Below are 16,101 nucleotides of genomic sequence, written 5' to 3'. Positions count from 1 at the left end.
CGGGCCCTGCTGATTCAGCCGGCCGGTGCGCCCGCCCCCGCCGGCGACACCCTGCCCCAGGAACATTGGCGGTGGCTCGACGTCATGAGCGGCGTCGCGCAGGTGAGCGACGCCGTGGCCGAAGCTTTCGTGCCGCAAATGCTCAATTACGAATCGGTCGGGGGCGTCAACTTCAAGAAGGGCTGCTACCCCGGGCAGGAGGTGGTCGCGCGCAGCCAGTTTCGCGGCACGCTCAAGCGCCGCGGCCACTTGGCCCATGCCGACGGCCCATTGGCCGCAGGACAAGAGGTGTTTCACCCGTCTGATCCCGAGCAGCCAGTGGGCGTGATCGCCCAGGCTGCGCCCAACCCGCAGGCAGGCTGGGACGCCATCGTGGCACTGCAAACCTCTGCAGTCGATGGGCAGCCATTGCGAGCCGGGTCAATGGACGGGCCAGCCTTGCATCTGCGTCCCCTGCCCTACGAGCTGCGGCAGGACATCTGACGCCATGTGCCTGATGGCCTGGGCCATCGGTCAATCGACCGAACACCCCCTGTGGGTGGTCGCCAACCGCGACGAACAGTGGGATCGCCCCACGCTGGCGTTGGATGTCTGGCACTCGTCGGACGGCACCACGATCCTGGGTGGCCGCGATGGTCTGGCCGGGGGCTCGTGGTTGGCCTTCGGCGAACAAGGGCGCGTGGCTATGCTGACCAATGTGCGCGCCTGGCCACCGGAGGCGGCGGCCGCGCGCAGCCGCGGCGAGCTCGTCACGCGCTGGCTGGTCCGCCAGGCGCCCACGACGTGGCAGGAGATGGCCCGCCACCACGCGGCGCACGACTACAACGGCTGCAACCTGGTGCTGGGCGACGTGCGCCGCGGCTGCTGGGCCTGGTTGACCAACCGCGACCCCACCCCCCACCGGGCGGCCACCATGCCCGTGGTACGCGTCGGGGGCTGGTGGGGCGGCGAGCTGCCCCCGGGCGTCTACGGACTGTCCAACGCCGCGCTGGACACCCCCTGGCCCAAAGTGGTGGCGCTGCGCGATGCCCTGAACCAGGCGCTGGCTGCACCCGACGCGGATTCGGCGACCGATCGGCTGTTGCAAGCGCTGCAACGCCACGTGCCCCATGACGACGAGCGGGCGCACCTCGAGTCCAGCCCCTACGTCTATCTGCCCCAGCGCCGCTATGGTACCCGCAGCAGCCTGATCGCACGCTGGTCGGCCGACGGCAGCCTGCACGTCGGCGAATGGGTCTATGCGCCGCAGCAGGGGCCGACAGCCGCCACCGCTGCGACACCCCGTTGGGGACGGCTGCCCAACTGGGGTGGGCAGCCATGCGTCAACGATCAACCCGCCGGGTTGGCCACCACGCAGGCGACGTCGGCATCGCGCAGCATCGCATCGAACGGCGCAGGCGGCGCGCGGTCGGTGTAGACGCGGGTGAGCTCGGCGATGTGCCCGACTTCCACCATTGCCGGGCGGCCAAACTTACTGGCATCGGCACACAACCACACCTGGCGGGCGTGCTCGATGATGGTGCGCGCGGCGCGCACCTCGCGCACGTCGTAGTCGCGCAGCGTGCCGTCGGTCTCGATGCCCGAGATACCGATGAGCGCGATGTCGACCCGGAACTGGCGCAGAAAATCCAGCGACGCCTCGCCGACGATGCCGCGGTCGCGCGGGCGCACCACCCCTCCGGTGATGATGACCTCGCAGTCCGGGTTGTCCGACAGGATGGCCGCCACGTTGAGGTTGTTGGTGATGACGCGCAAGCCCCGATGTTGCAGCAGCGCGCGCGCCACCGCCTCGGTGGTGGTGCCGATGTTGAGGATGAGCGAGCAGCCCGCCGGCACGTCGCGCGCCACGGCCTGCGCGATGGCGGCCTTGGCCTGCGCATTGAGCGTCTGACGCTGCGTGTAGGCCAGGTTTTCGACGGTAGACACGGGGGTCCGCACGCCCCCGTGGTAGCGCGCCAGCAATCCCATCTGCTCCAGTTGCCGCACGTCGCGCCGCACGGTTTGCAGCGTGACGCCAAAGCGCTGCGCCAGATCCTCGATGCGCAGCGTGCCCGCCTGCCGCACGGCGGCCAGCAGATCGCTCTGGCGGGGGTTGAGGGCGCGGCGCCGACGCGTGGGCGTGGATTCGTTCATGCGGCAATTGTGCCGCACGACGCCAGCGCGACACCCGCGCACGCGGGCAAACCCTAGGTGTTCGCCCATCGGGGCATTTTGTCACTAAACTTTCACATTGCATTCGGAAACTATCGGGCGCTTTCGTCTGTTTTCGCAACAACCCCGACCCCAAGGAGTCACGATGAGCAAACCCCTCAAGCACCTGTTCGCTGCCACCGTCTTGGCTGCCGGCGTGGCCAGCGCCCACGCCCAGACCGAAATCGTCTGGTGGCACTCCATGGGTGGCGCGTTGGGCGAGTGGGTCAACGACCTGGCCAACGAGTTCAACGCCAGCCAAAAGGACTACAAGGTCGTGCCCGTGTTCAAGGGCAGCTATGACGAGTCGATGACGGCTGCGATTGCCGCTTTCCGCGCCGGCAACGCTCCCCACATCCTGCAAGTGTTCGAGGTCGGTACCGCCACGATGATGGCCAGCCGCAACGCCATCGTGCCCGTCGCCGAGGTCATGAAAAAGGCAGGCGTGACGTTCGACCCCAATGCCTACGTGGACGCGGTCAAAGGCTACTACACCGCGCCCAATGGTCAGATGCTGAGCTTCCCGTTCAACAGCTCCACCACGGTGCTGCACTACAACAAAGATGCCTTCAAGGCCGCCGGGCTCGATCCCAACAAGCCGCCCAAAAGCTGGCCCGAGGTAGCGCTGGCGGCGGCCAAGCTCAAGGCGTCTGGTCACAAGTGCCCCTTCACCACCAGCTGGCAGAGCTGGACGCAGCTCGAGAGCTTCTCGGCCTGGCACAATGTCGAGTTCGCCACCAAAAACAACGGCTTTGGGGGCCTGGACGCGCGTTTGGCGTTCAACTCGCCACTGCACGTGCGCCACATCGAAAACCTGGCCAACATGGCCAACCAAGGCCTATTCGTCTACAAAGGCCGCGGCAACGCGGCGGACGCTACCTACGTCTCGGGTGAGTGCGCCATGATGACCGGCAGCTCGGCTCTGTACGGCAACGTCAAGCGCAACGCCAAGTTCGACTTCGGCATCTCCACCCTGCCCTACTACCCCGATGTACCTGGTGCGCCGCAAAATACCATCATCGGCGGTGCCAGCCTGTGGGTGATGGCCGGCAAGAAAGACAACGAGTACAAAGGTGTGGCGCAGTTCTTTGCCCATCTGTCCAAACCCGACGTGGCGGCCAAGAGCCATCAGCGCACCGGTTACTTGCCCGTGACCAAGGCCGCCTACGAATTGACCGAAAAGTCGGGTTTCTACAAGCAAAATCCTGGTACCGATGTCTCGGTCGAACAAATGATCCGCAAGACCACCGACAAATCGCGTGGCATCCGTTTGGGCAACTTCGTCCAAATTCGCACCATCATCGACGAGGAAATGGAGCAAGTCTGGGCTGGCAAGAAGACCGCCAAGCAGGGCCTCGACGACGCGGTGCGCCGCGGCAACGAGCAGCTCGAGCGCTTCCAGCGCGCCAACCAGGGGCGTCTGTGACACGGTGACTCCCCGTGCCTGACGCCGCTTCCCCAATCGGTAGCGGCGCTCCAGGCGACGCCGCCCGGCCGCACGGCTGTGGGCGGCTTGTCTTTTTCGACCGATCTGACGTCATGGAAAAACGTGTCCGTTTTGCATCCGCTTGGCTACCCTGGCTGTTGGTCGCCCCACAGCTGGCCATCGTGACGGTTTTCTTTTTCTGGCCAGCGGGTCAGGCGCTCGTGCAAAGCGTCATGGAGCAAGACGCCTTCGGCGGCCACGTCGAATTCGTCGGCTGGGCCAATTTCGAGCGTCTGTTCAACGACGCCACCTACCTGCAGTCGTTTCGTGTGACGGCGGTATTTTCACTGCTGGTGGCCGTCATCGGGCTGGCGGTATCGCTGTTGCTGGCCGTGATGGCCGACCGCGTGGTGCGTGGTGCGCGCTGGTACAAAACGCTGCTCATTTGGCCCTACGCCGTGGCCCCGGCGGTGGCTGGAGTGCTGTGGATGTTCATGTTCGCCTCGCCCATGGGTGTGGTGGCCTGGGCGTTGCAGCACGTGGGCGTGGACTGGAACCACCGCCTCAATAGCCAACATGCGCTGACGCTGGTCGTGCTGGCTGCGGTGTGGAAGCAGATTTCATACAACTTTTTGTTTTTCCTCGCCGGGCTGCAATCGATCCCCCGCTCGCTGATCGAGGCCGCCACGATCGATGGCGCCACACCCTGGCGGCGTTTCTGGACCATCGTATTTCCCCTGCTGTCGCCCACCACGTTTTTTTTGCTCGTGATCAACGTGGTGTACGCCTTCTTCGATACCTTTGCCATCATCGACGCCACCACCCAGGGCGGTCCGGGCAAAGACACGGCCATCTTGGTCTATAAGGTGTACTACGACGGGTTCAAGGCGTTGGACATGGGCGGCTCGGCGGCGCAGTCGGTCATTCTCATGGCCATCGTGATCGCGCTGACCGTGGTGCAATTCCGCTACATCGAGCGCAAAGTGCAATACTGAACCGGAGGCCCCTCATACCATGGTCGAACGTCGCCCTTGGCTGGATGCGCTGTCCCACCTCATTTTGATCGTGGGCGTTGCCATCGTCGCCTTTCCCGTCTACCTGACGCTGGTGGCCTCTACCCAAAGCGCGCAGGATATCGCGAGCAGCGCCCCCCTGTCCCTGATACCCGGCTCGCATGGCTGGGAAAACTATCGCTTGGCCCTATTCGGTGGCGAAACCAGTGCCGGCAGCCGCTTCGCACCAGGCCTGCCGATGTTGTGGGTCAGCCTGGTCATGGCGCTGACGATTGCGATCGGCAAGATCATCATTTCGCTCTTGTCGGCTTTTGCCATCGTGTATTTCCGCTTTCCGCTGCGTAATCTGGTGTTTTGGATGATCTTCGTGACGCTGATGCTGCCGGTGGAGGTGCGTATCGGCCCCACCTACGAAGTCATTGCCAACCTGGGCATGCTCAACACCTATGCAGGGCTGACCGTGCCACTGATCGCCTCGGCCACCGCCACGTTCTTGTTTCGGCAGTTTTTTCTGACCGTACCGGACGAATTGGTAGAAGCCGCCCGGGTGGACGGCGCCGGGCCGATGCGCTTTTTCTGGGACGTGCTGCTGCCGATGTCGCGCACCAGCATCGCCGCGCTATTCGTGATCCAGTTCATCTACGGCTGGAACCAGTATCTTTGGCCGTTGCTGGTCACGACCGACGAATCGATGTATCCCATCGTGCTGGGCATCAAGCGTTTGATCGCAGGCGAAGCCTATACCGAATGGAACGTGGTGATGGCGACAGCCATGCTGGCGATGCTACCACCCGCCGTGGTGGTTCTGGCGATGCAAAAATGGTTCGTCAAGGGACTGGTCGATACCGAGAAATAAATCCCTTTGGTTGAGTCTTCGAAGGATATCTCTGCATGGCTTCTTTGCATTTCGAACGTGTCGTCAAGCGCTACGAGGGGGCGCGCGAGCCCGTCACTGCCATTCATGGCTTGAGCGCCGACGTCGGCGACGGCGAGTTCGTGGTCATCGTCGGCCCGTCGGGCTGTGGCAAGTCCACCCTGTTGCGTATGGTGGCGGGGCTGGAGACGATCAGCGATGGCACCATCCGCATCGGCGAGCGCGTCGTCAACCACCTGGAGCCCGCGCGCCGCGACATCGCCATGGTGTTTCAGAACTACGCGCTGTACCCCCACATGACGGTGTTCGACAACATGGCGTATGGGCTCAAGCTGCACGGCGTGCCCAAGGAGGAAATTCGCCGCCGCGTGGAACAGGCCGCCAGCATTCTGGAGTTAGGCCACCTGCTGCAGCGCAAGCCGCGCCAGCTCTCGGGCGGGCAGCGCCAGCGCGTCGCCATGGGGCGCGCCATCGTGCGCCAGCCGCAAGTGTTTCTGTTCGACGAGCCGCTGTCCAACCTCGACGCCAAGCTGCGCGTGCAAACCCGGCTGGAAATTCAAAAGCTGCACCGGGACCTGGGCATCACCAGCCTGTTCGTGACCCACGACCAAGTCGAGGCCATGACGCTCGCCCAGCGCGTGATGGTGATGAATGCCGGGCGCATGGAGCAATTCGGCACACCGGAGGAGGTCTATCACCGGCCGGCCACCACGTTCGTGGCCACCTTCATCGGCTCGCCGTCGATGAACCTGTTGCGCGACGTGCCCGGGGCGCGCCCCGGCACCCTACTCGGCATTCGGCCCGAACACCTGCGGGTGGTCGAGTCGGGCCAGGGCTGGGCGGTGCAGGTGGAAGCGGTGGAACTGCTGGGCGCCGAGCGCCTGATCCACGGGCAAACCCACGGCCAGCCCATCACGGTGCGCATCGCCGAGTCCGACCCCTGCCACCCGGGTGTGGGCGATACCGTGCACGTGCGTCCCATGGACGATCGGCTGCACGCCTTCGACCCGGACAGCGGCCAGCGCATCGGCTGAATCCTGCGGAGGCTCCCCATGACCGATGTGCCCTCCACCCCCATTCCGCGCTGGATCGCGCACCGCGGTGCGGGCAAGCTCGCGCCAGAAAATACGCTGGCAGCCTTCGAGCTGGGCTGGCAGCACGGTTGGCGCGCGTTCGAGTGCGACGTCAAGCTCTCCGCCGATGGGGTTCCCTTTTTGCTGCACGATGCGACGCTGGAGCGCACGACGAACGGGCGCGGACGCGCCGGCGATCTGCCTTGGTCGACACTGGCGGCGCTGGATGCAGGTAGCTGGCACAGCCCAGCCTACGCGGGTGAGCGGTTGCTGCGCCTGGACACGCTCGCGCATTGGGCGCTGCCGCGCGGCGCATGGCTCAACCTGGAGATCAAACCCACGCCAGGCACCGAGCCAGAGACCGGGCGCTCGGTGGCCGAGGCAGTGGACAATCTCTGGCGCACCTACGGCGCCGGTCAGCCGCAGGGGCCCGCCTGGCCGCTGCTGACCTCGTTTCAACCGGTCGCGCTCCAAGCCGCCCAACAGACATGCCCGCACCTGCCCCGGGGCCTGCTGCTCGATACATTGTGGCCGGACTGCTGGACCGTGGCACACCAACTGGGCTGCAGCGCGGTGGTGCTCAACCACACGTTGTGGGACGAAGCCCTGATCGCGCACTGCCGCAGCGAGGGCTGGCGCTTGCTCACCTACACCGTCAACGACGCCGCGCGCGCCGCCACTCTGCTGGACTGGGGGCTGGACGGCATCATCACCGACCGCATCGATACGCTGGGGCCTGCCGCCTAACGCTGGCCGATCGTGCCGCGACTCGGACCGCGGCCGCGGGCGCTCACAAACGCCGCTCCATCGTCTGGTGCGGGATCCCGACCTCGTCGTACGGCTCGCCCACGCACTGCCAGCCCTGCCGCTGATAGAAGCCCATCGCCGTGCGCTGCGCGCTCAAGCGCAGGGTGTGGTCGCCGCGCGTGCGCGCCGCCTCGATCAACGCCGCCAACACGGCCGCACCGACGCCCGTGCCGCGCAGCGCGCGGTGTACCGCCATGCGGCCGATTTTGCCCACGCCGGGTTCCGCCGCCAGAAGCCGACCCGTGCCCACGGCCTGCCCCAGGGCATTGATCGCCACCGCATGCAGCGCCGTCGCGTCGGCCGCATCCCACTCCTCGGACTCCGGGATGCCCTGCTCACCCACGAACACCGCCCGCCGCAGCGGTGCCGCATCACGCTCCAGCGCGCTCCACCGGCCAGTGACCACGCGCAGCACCTCCTGCCCCGCCTCGTAGCGTTGGATCAACTCACGCAACGCAGCGGGTACCGGGCGCGCGGTCTGCGTGGCCGGATCGGCGAAAACATAGACGATCTCAGCCCCCACCAGCGCCCGCTCTCCTCGAAAAATGGCGCCGGTCATGGTCATCGACGTGTGGCCGATGCGCTCGCAGCGCAGTGCCACGTCTACCTCGTCATCCATGCGCGCGCTGGCCACAAACTCCAGCGTCGCTTTGCGGACATAAAGCTCACCACCCAGCGCCTGCATCGCCTCCGCATAGGGCAAGGCCAGCGCCCGCCAATATTCGGTCATGCCGACGTCGAAGTACATCAGGTAGTGGGCATTGAACACGATGCCTTGCATGTCCACCTCGGCCCAGCGCACGCGCAGGCGGTGCAAGCAGCGGAATTCATGGCGTTTCATGGCGGGATTTGGGACAATCGAGCGTTTTGGACGAAATCAATTGATTATGCGGCCCCACCAGCTCGAACTCCTGTCACCCGCGCGCGATGCCGACATCGGCATCGAGGCCGTCAACCACGGGGCGGATGCGGTCTACATCGGCGGGCCTGGCTTCGGGGCGCGCGCCCACGCCGCCAATCCGGTCAGCGCCATCGAGCGCCTGGTGCGCCACGCGCACCGCTACCACGCGCGCGTCTTCGTCACGCTCAACACCATCTTGCGGGACGACGAGCTCGAGCCGGCGCGTCGGCTCGTGCACCAGCTCTATGACATTGGCGTGGACGCGCTCATCGTGCAAGACATGGGCCTGCTCGAGCTGGATTTGCCGCCGATCCAGCTGCACGCCAGCACGCAATGCGACATCCGCACCCCCGAAAAGGCGCGTTTTTTGCAGGACGTGGGTTTTTCGCAGGTGGTGCTGGCGCGCGAGCTGACGCTGGAACAAATCGCGGCGGTGGACGCCGCGCTGGGCCCGCGCGACGCGCCGGGGCGAGCGGTGCTGGAGTTCTTCGTTCACGGCGCGCTGTGCGTGGCCTACAGCGGCCAGTGCTACATCAGCCACGCCCACACCGGCCGCAGCGCCAACCGGGGTGACTGCTCGCAGGCGTGTCGCCTGCCTTATCAGGTGCTCGACGCGCAAGGCCGCATCCTTGCGCACGACAAGCACGTGCTGTCCATGAAGGACAACAACCAAAGCGCGAACCTGCGCGCGCTCATCGACGCGGGCGTGCGCAGCTTCAAGATCGAAGGCCGCTACAAGGACATGGGCTATGTGAAAAACATCACCGCCCACTACCGCCGTCTGCTCGATGCCATCCTGGATGAGCGCCCAGATCTGGCGCCCTCCTCCAGCGGCCGTTGCACCTACACCTTCACCCCCGACCCCGAGCAGAACTTCAACCGCGACTTCACCGATTACTTCGTCAACGGACGCCAGATCGACATCGGCGCCTTCGACAGCCCCAAAAATCCCGGTCGCCCGATCGGCTGGGTGGTGCGCACCGCGGCCGACCACCTCGAGCTGGAAACCCACGATCCCAGCACCGAGCTGGCCAATGGCGATGGCCTGTGCTACCTAGACCTGCAGAACAACCTGGTTGGCCTGCAAACCAACCGTGTCGAGCGACTGGGGCCGGGCACGGACGGCGGTGTGCGCTGGCGCGTCTTCCCCAAAGACCCGATGGCCACGCTCAAGGATTTGCGGCCCGGCACGACGGTCAACCGCAACCGCAGCATGGCCTGGGTGCGGCTGCTGGAACGCCCCTCGGCGCAGCGGCGCATCCCGCTGTGGGTGCAGTTGCGCGCGCAGGGCGACGCCCTGCAGCTGACCCTGACCGACGCCGACGGCTGCACCGGCACCGCCACCGTGGCGGGCCCGTTCGAGGTTGCGCGTGACGCGCGCGCCAACGAGGCCAAGCTGGTCGAGGGGCTCAGCCGCCTGGGCGACACAGTGTTCGAACCGGTTTCGGTGGACGTGGCGCTGCCACAGCCCTGGTTCCTGCCCGCCTCACGCGTCAACGCCCTGCGGCGCGAGGCCGTCGCGGCGCTGATGACAGGGCGCGAAGCCGCCCGCCCGCGGCCCATGCGTGCGCCCGCCGTGGAGCCGCCCGTGCCCTACTCCGAAGACGTGCTGACCTACCTGGCCAACGTCTACAACCACAAGGCGCGCGATTTCTACGCCCGCCATGGGGTGCGCGTGATCGAAGCCGCCTACGAGAGCCACGAAACGCTGGGCGAGGCCAGCCTCATGATCACCAAGCACTGTGTGCGCTACAGCCTGAGCCTGTGCCCCAAGCAAGCCAAGGGGGTGACGGGCGTGCAGGGCACGATCCGCGCCGAGCCGCTGGTGCTGGTGCATGGCGACGAGCGGCTCACGCTGCGCTTCGACTGCAAACCGTGCGAGATGCACGTCGTCGGACGCATCAAACGCCACGTCGTGCGCGCGGCCGAGCGCCAGGCGAGCGAAGCGCCGCTGCAGTTTTACCGCACGCGGCCGCATGAGCGTACCGAGCGCACCTAGCCCACCCAGCGGCGCGCGTTGCGAAACATGCGCATCCAGGGGCTGAAGGCCGCGATGCCACCAGTGGCGGCCAGGTCGGTCCAGCTCATTTGCGCATTGCGAAACACCCGCTCCGGGTGCGGCATCATGGCGGTAAAGCGCCCATCGGGCGTAGTGACGGCGGTGATGCCGCGCGGACTGCCGTTGGGGTTGAACGGGTAGGCCTCGGTTGGCTGGCCGTGGTGGTCCACGTAGCGCATGGCCACCGCCACCGCGTCGATATCGCCCCGCTGGCCGAAGTTGGCATAGCCTTCGCCGTGCGCCACGGCAATCGGCAGGCGGCTGCCAGCCATGCCTTGGAAGAACAGGCTGGGGGAGTCGGTGATTTCCACCAGCGACAGGCGCGCCTCGAAGCGCTCGCTGACGTTGGTGGTAAAACGCGGCCAATGTTCGGCACCAGGGATGATGGCGGCCAACTCGGCAAACATTTGGCAGCCGTTGCACACGCCCAGACCAAAGGTGTCGCCGCGCTGGAAGAACGCTTGAAACTGCTCGGCGAGGCTGGGGTGGAACGTGATCGAGCGCGCCCAGCCGATGCCTGCCCCCAGCGTGTCGCCGTAGCTGAATCCACCACAGGCGACCAGTCCCTGAAAATCGCTCAGGCGCGTGCGGCCGCTGAGCAGATCTGTCATGTGCACGTCCACCGCCTCGAAGCCGGCGCTGTCGAACGCGTACGCCATCTCGACGTGGGAGTTGACGCCCTGCTCGCGCAAAATGGCCACGCGCGGACGCTGCCGGTTCACGTAGGGGGCGGCGATGTCCTGCGCGGGGTCGAAGGTCAACGCCACGTGCAGGCCGGGGTCGTCGCACTGCCCAGCGGCGGCGTGTTCCGCATCGGCGCAGGCCGGGTTGTCGCGCAACTGGCAGATCTTCCAGCTCACGCTGTCCCACACCTGGTGCAGGTCTTGCAGTTTGGCGCTGAAGATGCACTGGGCGTCGCGCCAGATCTGCAGCTCGCCCTTGCCCGCGTCGATGGGGCTGCTGGCGGGACGGGTCTTGCCCACCACGTGGCTGCACGCGGACAGCCCGTGCGCGCGCAGGGTTTGCAGCACGGCGTCGCGCTCGGTGCTGCGCACCTGCAGCACCACGCCCAGCTCCTCGCTGAACAGTCCTTTGAGCGTGAGTTCGTCGCGGCGGGCGCTCACCTGCGCCGCCCAGTTTTTGGCATCGCCCACGTCGGCTCGGCTGTCGTGAATGCCGTCGCCCTCGGTGACCAACAAATCGACGTTGAGCGTCACGCCCACGTGGCCGGCAAACGCCATTTCGGCCACGCAGGCCAGCAAGCCGCCGTCGCTGCGGTCGTGGTAAGCCAGCAGGCGGCCTTCGGCGCGCAGGGCGTTGACCGCCGCCACCAGCCGCACCAGATCCTGCGGGTCATCGAGATCGGGCGCCGCACCGCCCGGTTGCTCCAGCACCTGCGCCAGGATCGAGCCGCCCATGCGATGGCGACCTCGGCCGAGGTCGATCAAAATCAGCGTCGTGTCTTCTTGCGCGTCGAGCTGCGGGGTGAGCGTGCCGCGCACGTCGGGCAGCGTGGCAAACGCGCTGACGATCAAACTGACTGGCGCCACCACCTTGTGCGTCTGCCCGTCCGTGCCGCGCCACTGCGTGCGCATCGACAGGCTGTCCTTGCCCACGGGAATACCGATGCCCAGCTGCGGGCACAGCTCCAGCCCCACCGCCTTGACCGTGTCGTACAGCGCCGCGTCCTCACCGGGCTCGCCGCAGGCGGCCATCCAGTTGGCCGAGAGCTTGACACGCGACAGCTCGATCGGTGCGGCCAGCAAGTTGGTGATCGCCTCCGCCACGGCCATGCGGCCCGCTGCGGGGGCGTCGAGCGCCGCGATCGGCGTGCGCTCACCCATGGCCATCGCTTCGCCAGCCAGGCTCGAGAAGTCCGCCAGCGTGACCGCACAGTCCGCCACTGGCACTTGCCACGGCCCCACCATCTGGTCGCGGTGCGTCAGGCCGCCCACCGTGCGGTCCCCGATCGTGATCAAAAACCGCTTGCTCGCCACCGTCGGGTGCGCCAGCACGCCAATGATCGCTTGCTGTAGATCCACCCCTGTGCCGTCGAAGTCGGCGAAACGGCGCGCGATGCGCGTGACCTCGCGCCGCATGCGCGGTGGCTTGCCCAACAGCACGTCCATCGGCATATCGACCGGGCGGGCTGCTTGTGCATCGGCAGCTTGCCCGTCCTCGACGACGAGCTGCCGCTCCTCGGTAGAGACGCCGACCACGGCGTACGGACAGCGCTCGCGCTCGCACAACTGGGCCAGGCGCGGCAGCGCGTCGGGGGCAATGGCCAGCACGTAGCGTTCCTGGCTCTCGTTGCACCAGATTTCCTTCGGTGCCAGGCCCGACTCCTCCAGCGGAATCGCGCGCAGGTCGAAACGCGCGCCGCGCCCGGCGTCGTTGACCAGCTCCGGGAACGCGTTGGACAGCCCCCCGGCGCCCACGTCATGGATGGCCAGAATCGGGTTGTCCGCGCCCAGCGCCCAGCAGTGGTTGATCACCTCCTGCGCGCGGCGCTGGATCTCGGGATTGCCGCGCTGCACCGAATCGAAGTCCAGCTCCGCGGCATTGGCGCCGCTGGCCATCGAGCTGGCCGCACCGCCCCCCATGCCGATACGCATGCCCGGGCCGCCCAGCTGCACCAGCAACGTACCGGCCGGGAACGTCACCTTGTGCGTCTGGGCGGCGTCGATCTGACCCAGGCCACCCGCGATCATGATCGGCTTGTGGTAGCCGCGATTGACCACGTCCACGTCTGACGCGACACGCTGCTCGTACGCACGGAAATACCCCAGCAGGTTGGGGCGACCGAACTCGTTGTTGAACGCCGCACCGCCCAGCGGGCCCTCGATCATGATTTGCAACGGACTGGCGATGTGCGCGGGCTTGCCGTCGGGCTCGTCGGCCCAGCCACCCCACAGGCGCGACACCGAAAACCCCGTGAGCCCCGCCTTGGGTCGCGCGCCACGACCCGTGGCCCCCTCGTCGCGGATCTCGCCACCCGCGCCCGTGGCTGCACCTGGAAACGGCGAAATGGCCGTCGGGTGGTTGTGCGTCTCCACCTTCATCAGGATATGGTGCTGCGCCTGGCGGCGGCGATAGGTAGGACTGCCCTGGCCATCGGGCACGGCCACGAAGCGCTCGAGCGTGTGCCCTTCCATCACCGCGGCGTTGTCCGCATAGGCCACGACGGTGTGCTGCGGCGCCGTCTGGTGCGTGTGGCGGATCATGCCAAACAGCGTGTGCGGCTGCTCCACCCCGTCGATGACGAACTGGGCATTGAAAATCTTGTGCCGGCAGTGCTCGCTGTTGGCCTGCGCGAACATCATGAGTTCCACATCGCTGGGATTGCGCTCCAGACGTGTGAACGCGTCGACGAGGTAATCGATCTCATCGTCCGCCAGCGCCAACCCCCAGGCGACATTGGCCTCCTGCAGCGCCACCCGTCCGCGGCCGAGCACATCGACGCGTTGCAAGGGCTGCGGGGCCAACGGCACGAACAGGGCCCGGGCTTGCTCCAGGTCGCGCAGCACGCTCTCCGTCATACGGTCGTGCAGCAACGCGGCGCAGGCGTGCCACTGGGCGTCATCCAGCGCCGCAGGCCGTTTGCGAAAGGCCCCCAAGCCGGGCGCTTGCAGGGTGAGCCAATATTCGACGACACGCTCGACGCGCCGCGCGCTCAGGCCGCAGTTGCGCGCGATGTCCGTGGCCTTGGACGCCCAGGGCGAGACCGTGCCCAAGCGCGGCGTGACGACGATGCGCACACCCTCCGTGGGGCCGCGGTAGGGCTCGCCATACGTCAGCAGCGCCGCCCACCGCTGGCGGCTGGCGTCGTCCAGCGGGGCGTCGGTCGCCACCAGGTGTACGAAGCGCGCCGCGATGCCCACGATGCGCTCGTCCACCCCCTGCAGTCGCGCCAGCAACTGTCCCGCTCGAAAGTGGCCAAGGGCGTCCCCCCCGGTGAATGTCGACAAGTGCAAGGCAGAAACGGGGGCATTCACGGCGGTGTGGTGCTCAGCAGTGGGAATGCTGGCGATTTTAGCGGGCGCGAGCGGCGGCACAGGGATAAAAAAAGGAGGCCAGTGGCCTCCCCCCAAGACCCGTCGCGGCGGGTGCCGCGAACCGGAATCACTTGTTGACGGGCGACTGCGGATCCAGCAGCAACGCCATCACGTGCTTGATTTGCTGCTCGTTCAGGATGCCCCTGTGGCCAGCGCTGGGCATCTTGGTGCAGGCGTTGAACGCGCGCGAGTTCCAGATCTTGGCCCAGGTGTACTCGATGATCGGCTTGGCGGCCGGGTCGTTCGGGTTGGTCACCCCGCGCAGCTTGCCGTATTGGTACAAGCTGGGGCCCAACGTGCCGTACGAAATTTCTTCTTTCGTGATCTGGTGGCAGTTGTAGCAATTGCCCCCGTTGACCGTTTTCTCATCGTCGGACCACGTCAAGCCGCGGCCGCTTTGCGCGATTTTCTCACCCTCTTTCCAGTCACCCAGAAACTTGCCATCGCTGGGCCACATGACGGACTTCAGAGCCGCTTCCTCGATGGCTTTGGCGGTTTTCTCGTCGAGGTCCTTGCCCGAGACCTCGGCCTTCCAGCACACCAGCCGTGCCTCATCTTGCTCGAGCCGATCGAGCTTGGCGATACCGCGCTCGACGAAGGATTTTTTGACGACCTCCATCGTCATGCGGTCATAGTCGGCGGCTGTCGGCGATGCGCCGCATCCAGCCAGAGCAACAGCGGCGAGGGCCACCCAGGTCAACCAATGGAATTTCATGTCGAGGTCTCCGATTCAGCGCTTAATGGCGGGCGCGATCGACTTGGCGCCCTTCGCGTTGACGCCCATGTACACCCCCAACGCGATGGTCACGTCGCTGGCAAACAAGGGCTCGGGGAAACGCTGCTGCCGGTAGCAGTCGTTCAGGCGGTGCTGCATGCTCCACATCTGACCGTTGGAGACGCGGTAAGCGGGCCATGCGGCAAAACCGACGCCGTCGCCGGGGTTTTTGGTCAGGTTGGGCAGCTCCTGCAGGCGGATGCGCTTGCCGTCTTCGCTGTGGCAGCTGGCGCACGAAAAATCGTGCGGCCCACCGCGCATGAAGAACAGCCGCTTGCCGATCTCGTACATGTCACGCTCGGCCTGCGTGTTGAACGGCAGGTTGAACGGCATTCCACGCGACTCGGACGCGATCCACGTGGCCAGCGCCACGACGTTGGCCGTCTCCCCCTTGCCGAAACTGCGCTGCGAAACCTCTTTCTTGACGTCGATGCCCTGCAGCGTCTCCATGCAGGTCAGCAGGCGGCTCTCCAGGTCCTGTACGCGCCCGGTATCCTTGAAGTAGCGTGGCAGCTCGACGAAGGCACCCTTGACGACCCCGGGGCCTTTGCCCAGATCACACTGCTCCAGCGACGCGTTCTTTGGCCCGCGCTTTTGCTTCCACAGTTGCTCGCCCTTGACCTCGAACAGCTCGGCGGGGTTGCCATCTTGCAGCATGGCGCGGTATTCCTCGATGCCCTTGGAAGCATCGACTCCTTGGGCACCAGCGCTCATGCCTAGCGATGAAAAAACCGCGAGCAACCAATAACGTTTTCTCATCATGAACTCCTGGGGAGATAAAACCGGTTCAGGCGATGGTCGCCTCGTCGGTGCGCGACTCGCCCTTGTTGTCGGTCCACTTGACGACGACCTTGTCGCCCTTGGCCCCACCCTTGAACTTGAAGCTCAGAAACGGGTTTTGCGACACCGCCCCGCTCCACATCGCCTT

Annotated in this window: 13 protein-coding genes and 1 pseudogene; 8 read left to right on the top strand and 6 right to left on the bottom strand. The window is 66.2% G+C overall.

Annotated features, from left to right (window positions below):
• Both Q0716_RS00745 and Q0716_RS00740 read left to right on the top strand, forming a co-directional pair.
• Positions 1-483, top strand: a pseudogene (locus Q0716_RS00745) (folate-binding protein); the annotation flags it as partial.
• Between the two features lie 4 nt (positions 484-487).
• Complete coding sequence (locus tag Q0716_RS00740; protein WP_299018609.1) at positions 488-1,417, top strand: NRDE family protein; 930 nt, start codon at positions 488-490, stop codon at positions 1,415-1,417.
• On the opposite strand, the gene Q0716_RS00735 is transcribed toward Q0716_RS00740, so the two are convergent.
• Positions 1,330-2,133: a DeoR/GlpR family DNA-binding transcription regulator gene (locus Q0716_RS00735; protein ID WP_299018607.1), complete on the bottom strand. Its 804-nt coding sequence runs from the start codon at positions 2,131-2,133 to the stop codon at positions 1,330-1,332. The two genes, Q0716_RS00740 and Q0716_RS00735, sit on opposite strands and share 88 nt — an antisense overlap.
• Positions 2,134-2,296: 163 nt before the next feature.
• Here Q0716_RS00735 and ugpB point away from each other — a divergent pair, with 163 nt between their 5' ends.
• The 5 genes from ugpB (at position 2,297) to ugpQ (ending at position 7,323) form a co-directional block, all read left to right on the top strand.
• Complete coding sequence (ugpB, locus tag Q0716_RS00730) at positions 2,297-3,616, top strand: sn-glycerol-3-phosphate ABC transporter substrate-binding protein UgpB (RefSeq protein WP_299018605.1); 1,320 nt, start codon at positions 2,297-2,299, stop codon at positions 3,614-3,616.
• Positions 3,617-3,729: 113 nt separating this feature from the next.
• Complete coding sequence (gene ugpA / locus Q0716_RS00725) at positions 3,730-4,611, top strand: sn-glycerol-3-phosphate ABC transporter permease UgpA (RefSeq protein ID WP_299018603.1); 882 nt, start codon at positions 3,730-3,732, stop codon at positions 4,609-4,611.
• Between the two features lie 19 nt (positions 4,612-4,630).
• Positions 4,631-5,485, top strand: coding sequence for a sn-glycerol-3-phosphate ABC transporter permease UgpE (gene ugpE, locus Q0716_RS00720; RefSeq protein ID WP_299018601.1), 855 nt, complete (start codon positions 4,631-4,633; stop codon positions 5,483-5,485).
• 35 nt (positions 5,486-5,520) lie between these two features.
• The gene (gene ugpC, locus Q0716_RS00715; protein ID WP_299018599.1) at positions 5,521-6,537 is read left to right on the top strand and encodes a sn-glycerol-3-phosphate ABC transporter ATP-binding protein UgpC; all 1,017 of its coding nucleotides are present in this window, start codon (positions 5,521-5,523) and stop codon (positions 6,535-6,537) included.
• Positions 6,538-6,555: 18 nt separating this feature from the next.
• Positions 6,556-7,323: a glycerophosphodiester phosphodiesterase gene (gene ugpQ / locus Q0716_RS00710; protein ID WP_299018597.1), complete on the top strand. Its 768-nt coding sequence runs from the start codon at positions 6,556-6,558 to the stop codon at positions 7,321-7,323.
• Positions 7,324-7,366: 43 nt separating this feature from the next.
• Here ugpQ and Q0716_RS00705 read toward each other — a convergent pair whose 3' ends face one another.
• Positions 7,367-8,224, bottom strand: coding sequence for a YbgC/FadM family acyl-CoA thioesterase (locus Q0716_RS00705; protein WP_299018595.1), 858 nt, complete (start codon positions 8,222-8,224; stop codon positions 7,367-7,369).
• Between the two features lie 40 nt (positions 8,225-8,264).
• Here Q0716_RS00705 and Q0716_RS00700 point away from each other — a divergent pair, with 40 nt between their 5' ends.
• Entirely contained in the window at positions 8,265-10,283 is a 2,019-nt protein-coding gene (locus Q0716_RS00700; protein ID WP_299018593.1) for a U32 family peptidase, read from the top strand.
• On the opposite strand, the gene purL is transcribed toward Q0716_RS00700, so the two are convergent.
• From purL to Q0716_RS00680, 4 genes are all read right to left on the bottom strand, one after another.
• Positions 10,280-14,338, bottom strand: a complete 4,059-nt coding sequence (gene purL, locus Q0716_RS00695) for a phosphoribosylformylglycinamidine synthase (protein ID WP_299018591.1) — start codon at positions 14,336-14,338, stop codon at positions 10,280-10,282. The two genes, Q0716_RS00700 and purL, sit on opposite strands and share 4 nt — an antisense overlap.
• Before the next feature lie 127 nt (positions 14,339-14,465).
• Complete coding sequence (soxX, locus tag Q0716_RS00690) at positions 14,466-15,113, bottom strand: sulfur oxidation c-type cytochrome SoxX (protein WP_299018589.1); 648 nt, start codon at positions 15,111-15,113, stop codon at positions 14,466-14,468.
• Positions 15,114-15,128: 15 nt separating this feature from the next.
• Positions 15,129-15,887, bottom strand: a complete 759-nt coding sequence (gene soxA / locus Q0716_RS00685; RefSeq protein WP_299018613.1) for a sulfur oxidation c-type cytochrome SoxA — start codon at positions 15,885-15,887, stop codon at positions 15,129-15,131.
• 73 nt (positions 15,888-15,960) lie between these two features.
• A partial coding sequence (locus tag Q0716_RS00680) for a thiosulfate oxidation carrier complex protein SoxZ (protein WP_299018611.1) occupies positions 15,961-16,101 on the bottom strand: 141 nt, incomplete at its 5' end.

This window comes from uncultured Tepidimonas sp. (assembly GCF_938045175.1).
Taxonomy (GTDB): Bacteria; Pseudomonadota; Gammaproteobacteria; order Burkholderiales; family Burkholderiaceae_C; genus Tepidimonas.
This window is presented reverse-complemented; position numbering and strand designations above follow the sequence as displayed.

Bases quoted from the DNA above. Each gene is read 5' to 3' on its own strand.
- Q0716_RS00740 (WP_299018609.1), top strand. From the start codon at position 488: ATGTGCCTGATGGCCTGGGCCATCGGTCAATCGACCGAACACCCCCTG.
- Q0716_RS00735 (WP_299018607.1), bottom strand. From the start codon at position 2,133: ATGAACGAATCCACGCCCACGCGTCGGCGCCGCGCCCTCAACCCCCGC.
- ugpB (WP_299018605.1), top strand. From the start codon at position 2,297: ATGAGCAAACCCCTCAAGCACCTGTTCGCTGCCACCGTCTTGGCTGCC.
- ugpA (WP_299018603.1), top strand. From the start codon at position 3,730: ATGGAAAAACGTGTCCGTTTTGCATCCGCTTGGCTACCCTGGCTGTTG.
- ugpE (WP_299018601.1), top strand. From the start codon at position 4,631: ATGGTCGAACGTCGCCCTTGGCTGGATGCGCTGTCCCACCTCATTTTG.
- ugpC (WP_299018599.1), top strand. From the start codon at position 5,521: ATGGCTTCTTTGCATTTCGAACGTGTCGTCAAGCGCTACGAGGGGGCG.
- ugpQ (WP_299018597.1), top strand. From the start codon at position 6,556: ATGACCGATGTGCCCTCCACCCCCATTCCGCGCTGGATCGCGCACCGC.
- Q0716_RS00705 (WP_299018595.1), bottom strand. From the start codon at position 8,224: ATGAAACGCCATGAATTCCGCTGCTTGCACCGCCTGCGCGTGCGCTGG.
- soxX (WP_299018589.1), bottom strand. From the start codon at position 15,113: ATGAAATTCCATTGGTTGACCTGGGTGGCCCTCGCCGCTGTTGCTCTG.
- soxA (WP_299018613.1), bottom strand. From the start codon at position 15,887: ATGAGCGCTGGTGCCCAAGGAGTCGATGCTTCCAAGGGCATCGAGGAA.